This is a genomic window from Salinimicrobium sediminis (genome assembly GCF_900215295.1).
Taxonomy (GTDB): Bacteria; Bacteroidota; Bacteroidia; order Flavobacteriales; family Flavobacteriaceae; genus Salinimicrobium; species Salinimicrobium sediminis.
On sequence record NZ_OCMF01000004.1, the window covers coordinates 225,076 to 236,798 of the forward strand.

At 41.8% G+C, this 11,723-nt stretch carries 12 protein-coding genes; 7 read left to right on the forward strand and 5 right to left on the reverse strand.

Translation table 11 applies throughout. From position 1 onward, the window contains the following. Nucleotides 1–99 precede the first annotated feature (99 nt). The 3 genes from sigZ to CRO16_RS13915 all read left to right on the forward strand — a co-directional run bounded on the left by sigZ (nt 100) and on the right by CRO16_RS13915 (nt 2,264). A complete protein-coding gene (gene sigZ / locus CRO16_RS13905) occupies nt 100–690 on the forward strand; it encodes an RNA polymerase sigma factor SigZ (protein ID WP_097056997.1) in 591 nt (196 codons plus the stop codon). A 61-nt stretch (nt 691–751) separates the two neighbouring features. Beyond that, a complete protein-coding gene (locus CRO16_RS13910; RefSeq protein WP_097056998.1) occupies nt 752–1,261 on the forward strand; it encodes a VOC family protein in 510 nt (169 codons plus the stop codon). 97 nt (nt 1,262–1,358) lie between these two features. After that, entirely contained in the window at nt 1,359–2,264 is a 906-nt protein-coding gene (locus CRO16_RS13915; RefSeq protein ID WP_179670551.1) for an alpha/beta fold hydrolase, read from the forward strand. Nucleotides 2,265–2,324: 60 nt separating this feature from the next. Here CRO16_RS13915 and CRO16_RS13920 read toward each other — a convergent pair whose 3' ends face one another. Next, nucleotides 2,325–3,287 carry a L,D-transpeptidase gene (locus CRO16_RS13920; RefSeq protein ID WP_097057000.1) on the reverse strand — a complete coding sequence of 321 codons (963 nt, stop codon included), beginning with the start codon at nt 3,285–3,287 and terminating at the stop codon, nt 2,325–2,327. Between the two features lie 243 nt (nt 3,288–3,530). Between CRO16_RS13920 and CRO16_RS13925 the strand changes: the two genes are divergently transcribed. The 3 genes from CRO16_RS13925 (at nt 3,531) to CRO16_RS13935 (ending at nt 5,873) form a co-directional block, all read left to right on the forward strand. Further along, entirely contained in the window at nt 3,531–3,914 is a 384-nt protein-coding gene (locus CRO16_RS13925; RefSeq protein WP_097057001.1) for a hypothetical protein, read from the forward strand. A 3-nt stretch (nt 3,915–3,917) separates the two neighbouring features. Next, the gene (locus tag CRO16_RS13930; RefSeq protein ID WP_097057002.1) at nt 3,918–4,490 is read left to right on the forward strand and encodes a pentapeptide repeat-containing protein; all 573 of its coding nucleotides are present in this window, start codon (nt 3,918–3,920) and stop codon (nt 4,488–4,490) included. 180 nt (nt 4,491–4,670) lie between these two features. Beyond that, nucleotides 4,671–5,873: a DEAD/DEAH box helicase gene (locus CRO16_RS13935; RefSeq protein WP_097057003.1), complete on the forward strand. Its 1,203-nt coding sequence runs from the start codon at nt 4,671–4,673 to the stop codon at nt 5,871–5,873. 138 nt (nt 5,874–6,011) lie between these two features. On the opposite strand, the gene CRO16_RS13940 is transcribed toward CRO16_RS13935, so the two are convergent. Next, nucleotides 6,012–6,752: an SDR family NAD(P)-dependent oxidoreductase gene (locus CRO16_RS13940; protein ID WP_179670552.1), complete on the reverse strand. Its 741-nt coding sequence runs from the start codon at nt 6,750–6,752 to the stop codon at nt 6,012–6,014. Between the two features lie 105 nt (nt 6,753–6,857). On the opposite strand from CRO16_RS13940, the gene CRO16_RS13945 reads away from it, so the two are divergent. Beyond that, complete coding sequence (locus CRO16_RS13945) at nt 6,858–7,409, forward strand: macro domain-containing protein (protein ID WP_097057005.1); 552 nt, start codon at nt 6,858–6,860, stop codon at nt 7,407–7,409. Nucleotides 7,410–7,543: 134 nt separating this feature from the next. Here CRO16_RS13945 and CRO16_RS13950 read toward each other — a convergent pair whose 3' ends face one another. The 3 genes from CRO16_RS13950 to cmk form a co-directional block, all read right to left on the reverse strand. Next, nucleotides 7,544–8,539, reverse strand: coding sequence for an NADP-dependent oxidoreductase (locus CRO16_RS13950; RefSeq protein ID WP_097057006.1), 996 nt, complete (start codon nt 8,537–8,539; stop codon nt 7,544–7,546). A 128-nt stretch (nt 8,540–8,667) separates the two neighbouring features. Beyond that, a complete protein-coding gene (gene rpsA / locus CRO16_RS13955) occupies nt 8,668–10,527 on the reverse strand; it encodes a 30S ribosomal protein S1 (protein ID WP_097057007.1) in 1,860 nt (619 codons plus the stop codon). A gap of 487 nt (nt 10,528–11,014) precedes the next feature. Next, nucleotides 11,015–11,707, reverse strand: a complete 693-nt coding sequence (cmk, locus tag CRO16_RS13960) for a (d)CMP kinase (RefSeq protein WP_097057008.1) — start codon at nt 11,705–11,707, stop codon at nt 11,015–11,017. Nucleotides 11,708–11,723 lie beyond the last annotated feature (16 nt).

The window sequence follows — 11,723 nt, forward strand, 5'->3', positions numbered from 1 at the left end:
TACACCGGAAATCCCGCGGGAAGAGCAATTTTTCTTCTGCGGGATTTTCTTTTTCTCCCAATTAGTTTTTACTGTACATTTGAGAAGAGCTTCTTGAAAATGGGCGCAAAATCTGTCACCACTCCTAATTGTGATGTTCCCGCATTATGGCTGGAGCATAAAAATGCTCTTAGAAATTACATTTATAAGAGAGTAAAAGATGAAGAAATCACCAATGATATCCTGCAGGATGTTTTACTGAAAGTGTATACTTTTTGCCTCTCCAAATCGGGTGTGCTGAGCCTCAAGAGCTGGTTATATCAAATTGCCCACAACACCATCATTGACTACTACAGAAAAAATTCTGGCCCAACATCTTTGGCAAAAGATATTCAAATAGCCGAAGAGGAGGAAAATTTTGCTTTTAAGGAGGCCGTGGAATATATTGAACCTCTTCTGAATTTCCTTCCAAAGGAATATGCGGAACCTCTAAGAATGGCCGATCTTGAAGGCCTGAAACAAGCCGAAATTGCACAAAAACTGAATCTTTCGCTTTCGGCTACAAAATCCCGAATCCAGCGTGGTCGCACTCTCCTGAAAGCCGAATTCATCACCTGCTGCCACCTGGAAACCGATACTTCCGGCGGAATTATCTCCTTCCAGATAAAAGACTCCTGTACCCCTTTGCAGGCACTAAAGAAAAAAAATTAAAATTTTTTGCGTCTTTTTTCCAACTCCTGCGTCTTGAGTGTAAATTTTAAAACTTTTCAAGATGAAAACATTCCACGTACACGTAAGAGTAAAAGATCTTCAGGAGAGCATAGACTTTTATACTGCCCTGTTTAATACCCGACCAGCTCTGGTAAAATCCGATTATGCGAAATGGATGCTGGAAGATCCCAGAATCAACTATGCAATCTCAACCGGTCATACAGAAAACGGCATTGAACACCTTGGGCTACAAACCGATAATGAGATAGAACTAAAAGAGATCTATAGCAATATGCAACGCGCCAAAGGAACAGTTAGAGAAGAAGGCGACTGTACCTGCTGCTATTCAAAATCACAAAAAAGCTGGATTACAGATCCACAGGGTGTAGACTGGGAAGCTTTTTACACCTATGGAAGCGCTACGATCTATGGCGAAGGAATTAATGCCAGGCCCGCTCCCTCCATAATGAAACGATGGCAGGGTAATGATGCAAAAGAGGTGCCGACAGCTATTGATGAAAAAAAGATTGAAAATATTTCCAATTGTGCAGATACCAACTGTAACAAATAGAAACTTCAACAGTCTTTGTGTCATCATTCAATCAAAATCAAAAGGCCTCATGAAAGTGAGGCTTAATTTAAAAAACAGTTTTACCAATATATACCACATGAAAAAGATCATTTTAATCCTTGCCTGTTTAGCCATAAGTTTCGGAGTGAAAGCCGGCGAAAAAAAGATCACCACCACAGACGGGGTTGAACTTTATGTAAAAGTGGCCGGCAGTGGCACACCTCTTTTGTATCTCCATGGCGGGCCGGGTTCGGGCAGTTACTGGTTTGAAAGACTTACCGGAGAATTTATGGAACAGCATTTTACTGTAATTTATCTCGACCAGCGAGGAGTGGGAAGGTCTGGCAGTCCCGCCAACGAGGACTATTCCCTTGAGCGAATGACGCTGGATTTTGAAGAAGTAAGAAAGGCGTTAGGTTATGAAAACTGGATCACCCTTGGCCATTCCTTTGGTGGAATATTGCAAATGGGGTATGCACAAAGATATCCGGAAGCTATTAAAGGAATGATCATGCTAAACTGCACAATTGATCTCAATGGTTCTGCCTGCGAAAGCTGGATCCCCAAAGCGGCTGAAATCGTGGGAGAATCTTATACCTGTGAAGGAGATACTGTACCGCTCACCCAAAGAATGAATGAATTTGGAGGAAAATTAAGAGAGCAGGGATTGTTCTGGAAAATGGGTTCCAGGGAATCTGAAACTTTCGGAAAACTTGATGAGATTTCTGCCGAAATCCCTGATTTCAATTATGACCTCGGAAATTATGTTTGGAATTACCCGGAGTACTGGAATAATTTTAAACCCCTTACGGCGAAAATGTCCATGCCGGTCCTTTACTTCTATGGAAAAAATGATTTTATGGTAGGACCAAAACATTTTAATGGAATAGATTTTCCAAATTTGATGCTATGGGAAAATAACGGCGGCCATATCCCGTTCATTGAAGATAAAGCCGACCTTGAAAAGGCAATCCTGGCTTATGCTGAAAGATCTCAGTTCTAAAATTTAATTGTTTGAGGAAAAGGTTGTCAAAAAAATGTTTTTTGGCAACCTTTTATAATTTTATCTTATCGTCTCAAGGCCTTCTTTAGGGGCAACCGAAAGAATTTTTTCTGAAGATGCCGGCGGCGCAAAATTCCTGTTATCTTTAAAGTACAATTCCACATAGCCTTTTAAAATCCCCATTTCTTCTGCAGTGAGGTAGTTTGAATTGTAATTCTCTGCCAAACCTAACCAGGGTGCAGATTTTTCAAAATCGTAATCTCCGAAGACCATAAAAGGCGTTCCGTTTCTGGTAATCTCTCTGCCTCCCGATTCCAGTTGCCACTGTTCTGCCCAATTGTATATAAAATAGGCATCGTCGTGATAAAGCCTCACACAGGCATGGCTGGCGGGATAACCCGGCATAGCATACTGGTGCACACCCACCCCGTAATAGTTCATGAAATTGAAGTAGTAAGGCATGATCCATGAACCGTTTACCGTACTAATTTTCCTTTTTGCTTTATAGTTTCCATAAAAAAGTCCGGCCGGAGTTGGAGTAGATCTTTTTCCCGAACTCACCGGTCCCCACCGCACCAGCCTACCTTCTTCATATAATCCAAATGCCTGCACTCTTCTCGAAATAAGCACTGTCTTAGGAATCTTTTCAAGCATTTCAAAGTTTGAGGGAAATGGGGAATAATCTAAAAAGTTAGCAGTAATCGTATCGGGAATGACAAGTTTAATTCCCGCTTTAAGTCTTTCAGGGTCCATACGGTTAAGTGCAAAAATGATCTTTTTGGCATCTTCTGAGAATTTCTGCTGAAATGTATCTACCCCTTCGGAAGTGGTGATACTGTCCAGATGGTAAGTGATGATCACCGGTAATTTTTGTGGATGTGCAGGCAGTTCTTCCTGAAGCATAGGCTCTTCCATAGCCACGTTGGAAGCAAGACTATCAGGTTGGTCACAGGATACCAGCAACAAAATGCACAGACCTGTTAACAATGCCAAAACGAAACCATGTTCAGAAATAAACTTCATGTGTTTTCAATTAATCTCTTTGTCTTCGAAGACCAATAACCTGTGGAAAATTTCATGGCCAAAAGCGTGAAAAAATCGACTTATAACCAACAGGAATTCTTCCAATAAAATTACAGTAATTCAGGCTTTCTCAACTCTAATTACTACAAATATAAGTCAAGAATTCTGCCAAAATTTTCAATAAAAAGTTGATGGCAGTTAACAGAAAATTAATACCTTGTGCTCGTCTCAAAGATTAAGATCATGAAAATTTTTGTTTTGCTTTTTGTAATGTTCCTTGGTGTTGAAGTGATGGCACAGGAAGCTCCCGTGACCTTTGAAAGCAAAGATGTATTCTTCTCGGGCGACCAGAGTGTGGTGAGAAGCGACAAGCAAATCGTAGAATTTAAAGGCAATGTACATTTCACCACTTCAATTGTGGAAATTGAAAAAGCCGATAAGATCGTGTACGACAAGAAGACCAGGACTTTTACTATCAGCGGCTTTAATGAGCTGGTGCTTAACGGAAAAAAACGCCTGGCTTCAGACTTTGGCTCTACCACTCTTAAGATCGACCTTGGCGGTAGCATCGCCTACCTGGTTGCAGAATCTAAAAACTGCAAAGACGGAAAAGGGAAAGGCTGCTAATACATGTCCGACGCATTATTCCAGGACCGGGAATTTATATCCATAGATTATTCAACTGCAGACTTGCCTCAAGGGGAATATGAAAATTGCCTTTTCAGGAAGTGTAGCTTTTCCGGCACTAAGTTCTCAAAAATGACCTTTTCGGAATGTTCTTTTGAACACTGTGAGTTAAGTAATGCAGATCTTACCGGATGCAGTTTGCGTGAAGTTACCTTCACAGATTGTAAAATGCTTGGCTTAAGCTTTGATAAATGCAGCAGTTTTCTCCTTTCATTCTTTTTTGAAAACTGTATACTTAATTATTCTTCATTTTTTAAACTGAAGCTAAAAAATACCTTTTTTAAAAGCTGCAGATTACAGGAAGTAGATCTTTCTGACGCAGACCTTACTGGCGCAACCTTTGACCACAGTGACCTAAGCGGGACTATCTTCTATAACACCCGGCTGGAAAAAGCCGATTTCAGCACTGCAGAACACTTCAGCATAGATCCTGAAAACAACATCATTACAGGAGCAAAGTTTTCCACACATAACCTGCAGGGACTGCTCAATAAATACAAGATCGAGATCATTTAGTTCATGCAGGTATTCGGCCCGGTTATTGCCTTTTGTAATACCGGCAGATAAAAAGCTTATCTTTGCCAACTTCTTTACATGAAAACACGGCAGGTTGTAAGCCGGTTCAGAATGAAAAAAATAAACAGCTGTTTATAGAAAATGCAACGTCTTTTCCAGCATTTCACATAATATACATTAATGTCTTTTAAAAAATTAGATTTAGATGAGGTCCTTTTGAAGGCACTCGACACTCAGGGATATACTACTCCCACTCCCATTCAAACACAAGCAATTCCAGTAGTACTTTCAGGTAAAGACTTACTGGGCGTTGCCCAAACCGGAACAGGAAAAACAGCTGCCTTTGGCTTGCCAATACTTCAGCTCTTAAGTGAAAAGAACGCTTCCCACAGAGGGATCAAGGCTCTTATTCTTACACCAACCCGCGAACTCGCAATCCAGATTGACGAAAGCCTTGCGGCCTACGGAAAACATACCAAATTAAGCCATGCAGTCATTTTTGGCGGAGTATCACAGAATTCCCAGACTCAACAGCTAAAACGCGGAGTGGACATTCTTGTTGCCACCCCGGGACGACTGCTTGACCTTATGAACCAGGGCTTCATTAACCTGAAGCAACTGCAGATCTTCGTTCTTGACGAGGCCGATAGGATGTTGGATATGGGCTTTATTCATGACGTAAAAAAGGTGATCAAAAGCATTCCGGAGAAGAGGCAAACGCTTTTCTTTTCGGCTACCATGCCCGAAGAAATTCAGGAGCTGGCTAAAATGATGCTGAAGAACCCTGTTAAGATCGAGGTTACTCCCCCGTCCTCAACGGTTGATAAAATTCAGCAACGGGTTTACTTCACCAATAAGCCGGACAAAAGGAAACTTTTGCTTCATTTACTGCAAACCAATGGAATTGACAACGCACTTGTCTTTACCCGCACCAAACACGGTGCCGATAAGGTTGCGCGATTCTTAGATAAAGCCAAGATTAGTTCTGCAGCAATTCATGGTAATAAAAGTCAGAATGCACGTCAAAACGCTCTTAAGAACTTTAAGAACGGAAATCTGAATGTTCTTGTAGCTACAGATATTGCCGCCCGCGGAATTGATATAGATGAACTTACGCACGTCTTTAATTTTGATCTTCCTAATGTACCTGAAACTTATGTGCACAGGATTGGCCGAACAGGTCGTGCAGGAAACGACGGGGTTGCCATCTCCTTTTGTGCCGCCGATGAGCGCAAAGAACTTAAGGATATAGAAAAACTAGCTTCCATAAAGATCCCGGTAATTGATGAACATCCATTTCCCATGGACCTGAACGCACAACCTGCACCTGCTGCCCCTCAACAGAGAAACAGGAATAATAACAGGAACAGAGGAAGACGATAGTTTTTAAGTGGTCAGTGATCAGTGGTCAGTGATCAGAAAATGTTTTATATAATTAAAGAGTCTATTCCACAGGAATGGACTCTTTTTTTGATCCTAACTTTTACTACTAACTTCGTCCTTCTGGTTTCGTACTTCGGTTTACCTGGCCAGGTATCCTCCATCAATGGGGTAATAACTTCCTGTAGCGAATGAGGCTTTATCGCTGCCCAGCCAAAGGATCAATTCTGCGACCTCATTGCTTCTTCCCAGGCGACCTATAGGGTGCAGGGAGACCAAATGTTTTTTGATCTCGTCATCAAGTTGATCCAGAAGAGGAGTATCTATAAATCCGGGACCCACAGCATTTATTCTGATACCCTGAGAAGAATATTCCATGGCTGCTGTTTTTGTCATCCCAACCACGGCATGTTTGGCTGCTACATATCCTGCAGAGCCCTCAAAACCCACACTACCCAGGATAGATGCAATATTGACGATACTTCCATGTCCATGTTTCAGCATCGCCTCGATTTGATATTTCATGCCATAGAAAACGCTATGCATATTGATATCGATCACTCTATGCCAGCCTTCCAGGGACATTTCAGAAATTTTATTGGCTTCTCCGCCAATTCCGGCGTTGTTTACAGCAATATCCAGTTTTCCATAGGTTTTAACGGCATAATCGACAAGTGATTTGTTTTCGGCTGCCGAGGCAACATCTGCCTTAAAGAAGCTGGCGGTGCCGCCGGCTTTTTGGATCCGTTTAACGACTTCCTCCCCTGTTTGAGTATTTATATCTGATACTACCACTTTAGCTCCTTCTTTTCCAAAAAGAAGCGCTGCGGCCTCTCCAATTCCTGAGGCAGCACCTGTAATAATGACTACTTTATCTTTCATAATTAAAATATTTGCCCCTGTAAATTACCACAAAAGGAAATTTTCAAATATGACTAAAATCAGCTTAAACAGGAAATTGAATCTTTTTTGTTATTTTAGAAGGATATGAAAAGGAAGATTTCAGGAGTCACTATAGAGCTGCGAAAGGGAGATATCACCCGTCAGAAAGATTGCGAGGCAGTGGTCAATGCTGCCAATGCCCGGTTGCAAACCGGCGGCGGAGTGGCAGGAGCTATCCATAAAGCTGCGGGTCCACAGTTGGAAAAAGAAGCAGTGCCGCTGGGACCTCTTGAACCGGGAGAAGCAGTAATTACCGGAGCTTTTGAGCTTCCGAATAGATACGTGATCCACTGCCTGGGACCTGTTTACGGAAAAGACAAACCTGAAGCCGAATTACTCGCAAACTGTTATTCCAATGCGCTCGATCTTGCTGAAGAGCATCGCCTTCCCTCTATAGCTTTTCCTGCTATTTCCACCGGAATTTTTGGCTATCCCATAGAAGAGGCTGCCAGGGTTGCTATTACAACCATCATCGGGAAAATTACCGAAATAAAGCACCTCAAAAATATAGTTTTTGTGCTCTACAGCAGCAAAGATCTTGAAGTATACGAAAAGATCCTTGAACAGATCCTTCAGGGTAAAGAGTATTTGGGCTGATACTGTTGCCTGTTCCCGGTTGCCGGTTCTGAGTTCTCAGTTGATGGTTCTCCGTTGTCGGTTATCCGTCATTAGTAAGTACGGTTATTCTGATGAACCTTTAACCTTGAACTTTAGACCTTGAACCTTAAACTTTAAACCTTAACAATCATTTTTCCCACATTTCTGCCTTCAAAGAGCCCAATAAAAGCTTCAGGAAGTTTTTCAAAGCCATCTGCAATGGTTTCATCATATTCCAGGTTATCTTCCTGTAACCAGGCAGAAAGTTGCTGTAATGCCCTTCCGAAGTCCTTTACGTGATCCCTTACCAGAAATCCCTGCATCAAAGCAGTATTTTTTATAAGAAGACCTTCCGGCCGTGGTCCTGTTGGCACTTCGGTTTCATTATATAGAGAGATTGCACCACAGTTAATAATGCGGGCATCTTTATTTATATTCTGTAAAACAGCATCGAGGATCTCTCCCCCAACATTATCAAAATATACATCCACCCCGTCGGTACAAATTTCCCTGATGGCCTGAGCCATATCATCGGTCTTATTGTAATTGATTCCTTTGTCAAAACCGAATTTATCTTCGATATGATCAATTTTCTCATCGCTACCGGCAATTCCTACCACCATACATCCCTTAATCTTACCTATCTGCCCGACAATGCTTCCCACAGCCCCGGCAGCTCCCGAAACAACAAGCGTCTCTCCTGCCCTTAGTTTTCCGATCTTCTCAAGCCCCAGGTAAGCGGTAAGTCCCGTCAATCCCAGCACTCCAAGAAAAGCCGGTAATGGCGCCAGGTCACGGTCCACCCTATTCAAGCCAGTACCGTTGGAGATTTGTAACTCTTTCCATTTTAGCATTCCCGAAACAAATTCTCCTTTTTTGAAGTTGTGATTATGAGATTCCAACACTTCGGCCACGACCATAGATTCTACCGGTTGATTGAGTTCAAATGGCGGAATATAGGATTTTTCATTCCGCATTCTTCCGCGGAGATAAGGATCTACAGAAATATAAAGAGATTTAAGAAGAAGCTCACCTTCTTTTGGTTTTGGATCTTCTTCCTCAAGGAGTTCAAAATCAGATTTTGACGGTTTTCCTGCAGGACGATTTTTAAAAAGTATTGTTCTTGACATAACTGGTTTTGGTTTCCCTTAAGTTACACCTTCCGCAGAAATTCTGCAAACGGTTTTCCGAAACGCCCAGACAAAAAAAACCTCCTTAGTTTCCTAAGGAGGTTTTCATATTTAAAAGAATGACAGGATTATGATTTCCCTTCCATTCTGTCTTTAAGAGCCTGAAGCTCGGCATTCACATCACCAATAGTGGTTTTGTCCTGTGCCTGTTGAGCTGCTGCTTTCTTTTGAGCCTGCTTAACGATCTGCTGCTCTTCTTCCTTGTGAATGGCAGTGTGAGATGCTACCACTCTCTTGAATTCTTTGTTGAACTCAATGATCTGGAATTCTGCAGTTTCTCCCTGCTTCAATTTGCTTCCGTCTTCTTTTTCAAGGTGACGTTGCGGAACGAATGCAGTGATATCTTCGTTAAAGTCGATAGTCGCACCTTTGTCAACGATCTCTGTAATTGCAGCTGTGTGAGTAGTTCCTACAGCGAAGTCAGTTTCGTATTTATCCCATGGGTTAGATTCGGTTTGCTTATGACCAAGACTTAATTTACGGCCTTCAACATCAAGTTCAAGAACTACTACCTCAAGTTTATCACCTACGTTAGTAAATTCTGATGGATGCTTGATCTTCTTAGTCCATGAAAGGTCTGAGATATAAATAAGTCCGTCGATACCTTCTTCTAACTCAACGAATACTCCGAAGTTAGTGAAGTTACGAACGATACCGGTATGTCTTGAACCAACAGGATACTTAGAAGTGATATCAGTCCATGGATCTGGAGTCAATTGCTTGATACCAAGAGACATTTTTCTGTCTTCACGATCTAAAGTAAGGATTTGTGCTTCAACCTCATCTCCAACGTTTACGAAGTCCTGAGCTGAGCGCAGGTGAGTACTCCATGACATTTCAGAAACGTGGATAAGACCTTCAACACCTTCAGCAACTTCGATAAATGCACCGTAATCTGCGATTACAACTACTTTACCTTTTACTTTGTCACCAACTTTAAGGTTCTCGTCAAGAGCTTCCCATGGGTGTTTGCTAAGTTGCTTAAGACCTAACTGAATTCTTGTTTTAGCCTCATCAAAGTCAAGGATAACAACGTTCAGTTTTTGATCAAGTTCAACGATCTCATTTGGATGGTTGATTCTTGACCAGCTAAGATCGGTAATGTGGATAAGTCCATCAACACCTCCAAGGTCAACGAATACACCGTAAGAAGTGATGTTCTTAACAGTACCTTCAAGTACCTGACCTTTTTCAAGCTGCCCGATAATTTCTTTTTTCTGCTCTTCGATATCTGCTTCGATAAGCGCTTTGTGAGAAACAACAACGTTCTTGAATTCGTGGTTGATCTTAACCACTTTGAATTCCATTGTTTTTCCAACATATGCATCGTAATCCCTGATTGGTTTCACATCGATCTGTGAACCAGGAAGGAAAGCTTCAATTCCAAATACGTCTACGATCATACCACCTTTTGTACGGCACTTCACATATCCATTCACGATAAGGCTTTCATCATGTGCTTTGTTCACACGATCCCATGCTTTGATCACACGAGCCTTACGGTGAGAAAGGATCAACTGTCCTGTAGCATCTTCGCGTACATCGATCAATACTTCTACCTCATCTCCTACTTTAAGATCGGGGTTGTAACGGAACTCGTTAAGAGAAATTACACCTTCACTTTTCGCATTAATGTCGATGATCGCATCACGATCTGTCAGGTTGATCACTGTTCCGGTAACTACTTCATCATGTAAAGTGTCAACGAAATTTTCTGCTACAAGCTTCTCAAATTCTTCCAGCTTTTGATCGTCGATAGGATCAATTCCTTCTTCGTAGTTGTGCCAGTTGAATTCCTTTAAGAATTGCTCAGGATCTTGTTGCTGTACAGCCGCATCAGGTTGAGAGGCTGTCTCCATACCTGCTACTGGTTGAATTTCAGCGTTTTCAGAACCCTGAACTTCTTGATTTTTGTTTTCTTCAGCCATTGCTGATAATTAATTTGTATCCTGTATTCTTCCGGAAGATGTTTGCAATAAAAGAACACAGAAGTGTTTATAATATTGATTTTCAACCCTTTTAGTCTTCCGACCTATTGCTAAAAGGAGCGCAAAAATACAACTATTTTATTCAATTGTCAATAAACAATAAACAATTATCAGAAAAATGGTTGTCAGAAGTTGGCTGTTGCAGGTTGCAGGTTGCAAGTCGAAATGAAGGCGATGTCGGTCTAATTATTTTTATTTCTGAAGACTGAACCCTGTGAACTGGACTTTTAGTTCTGTCAGGCTGAGCCGGCGATAGCCGAATAGTCGAAGCCGGTTCGAATGTTCGATGTCCGATTTTTGTTGCCACTGAAGCCTGGAATTTTTCCCGCTGATCTCGCAGATAAGCGCAGATTTTCAAATCTTAATGTCAAATCTTCAAATCAGGAAAATTGGAATTTGGTGCTTGTGATTTGGAATTTGCAAATTGCTAATTGTTTATTGCTTCTTTGAAAAGCTCCAGGATCTTTTCGAACTGGCCGGCAAGGGTAAGGTGGGAATTATCTATTTCTTTAGCGTCTTCGGCTTTTACCAGGGGAGAGTCTTTTCTTGTGGTGTCTAAAAGGTCTCTTTCCTCCACATTTTCCAGCACCTCTTCAAAAGTGACATTTTCACCTCTCTCCTTTAGTTCTAAATAACGCCTTTGCGCACGTTCGTCGGCAGTGGCAGTCATAAATATTTTGAGTTCGGCATCAGGGAAAACGACAGTACCTATGTCCCGGCCGTCCATCACAATACCTTTGCCTTTACCCATTTCCTGTTGTTGTGCTACAAGCATCTCCCGAACTTCGGGAATTGCGGCTACCTTACTTACAAACTGTGAAACCTGCATTTGTCTTATCTCCTGCTCCACGTTCTCGTCATTGAGATACATTTCGCCAAAACCTTTGTCGGGATTGAAGATAAATTTCAGGGAAATGAGAGGCAATTCAGCAATAAGAGCATGAGGATCAAAATGACCTTCAGCAATAAATTCCCGTCTTAGCGCATAAAGTGTAACGGCCCTGTACATGGCTCCGGTATCTACATATACATAACCCAGTTCCTTTGCCAGCTGCTTGGCTACGGTACTTTTACCGGTTGATGAAAATCCGTCTATCGCTATGGTTATTCTTTTTGCCATGTAAATCCTTTCTGGT

Bases quoted from the DNA above. Each gene is read 5' to 3' on its own strand.
- CRO16_RS13930 (WP_097057002.1), top strand. From the start codon at position 3,918: ATGTCCGACGCATTATTCCAGGACCGGGAATTTATATCCATAGATTAT.
- sigZ (WP_097056997.1), top strand. From the start codon at position 100: ATGGGCGCAAAATCTGTCACCACTCCTAATTGTGATGTTCCCGCATTA.
- CRO16_RS13945 (WP_097057005.1), top strand. From the start codon at position 6,858: ATGAAAAGGAAGATTTCAGGAGTCACTATAGAGCTGCGAAAGGGAGAT.
- CRO16_RS13940 (WP_179670552.1), bottom strand. From the start codon at position 6,752: ATGAAAGATAAAGTAGTCATTATTACAGGTGCTGCCTCAGGAATTGGA.
- CRO16_RS13915 (WP_179670551.1), top strand. From the start codon at position 1,359: ATGAAAAAGATCATTTTAATCCTTGCCTGTTTAGCCATAAGTTTCGGA.
- CRO16_RS13920 (WP_097057000.1), bottom strand. From the start codon at position 3,287: ATGAAGTTTATTTCTGAACATGGTTTCGTTTTGGCATTGTTAACAGGT.
- CRO16_RS13950 (WP_097057006.1), bottom strand. From the start codon at position 8,539: ATGTCAAGAACAATACTTTTTAAAAATCGTCCTGCAGGAAAACCGTCA.
- CRO16_RS13935 (WP_097057003.1), top strand. From the start codon at position 4,671: ATGTCTTTTAAAAAATTAGATTTAGATGAGGTCCTTTTGAAGGCACTC.
- CRO16_RS13910 (WP_097056998.1), top strand. From the start codon at position 752: ATGAAAACATTCCACGTACACGTAAGAGTAAAAGATCTTCAGGAGAGC.
- cmk (WP_097057008.1), bottom strand. From the start codon at position 11,707: ATGGCAAAAAGAATAACCATAGCGATAGACGGATTTTCATCAACCGGT.
- rpsA (WP_097057007.1), bottom strand. From the start codon at position 10,527: ATGGCTGAAGAAAACAAAAATCAAGAAGTTCAGGGTTCTGAAAACGCT.
- CRO16_RS13925 (WP_097057001.1), top strand. From the start codon at position 3,531: ATGAAAATTTTTGTTTTGCTTTTTGTAATGTTCCTTGGTGTTGAAGTG.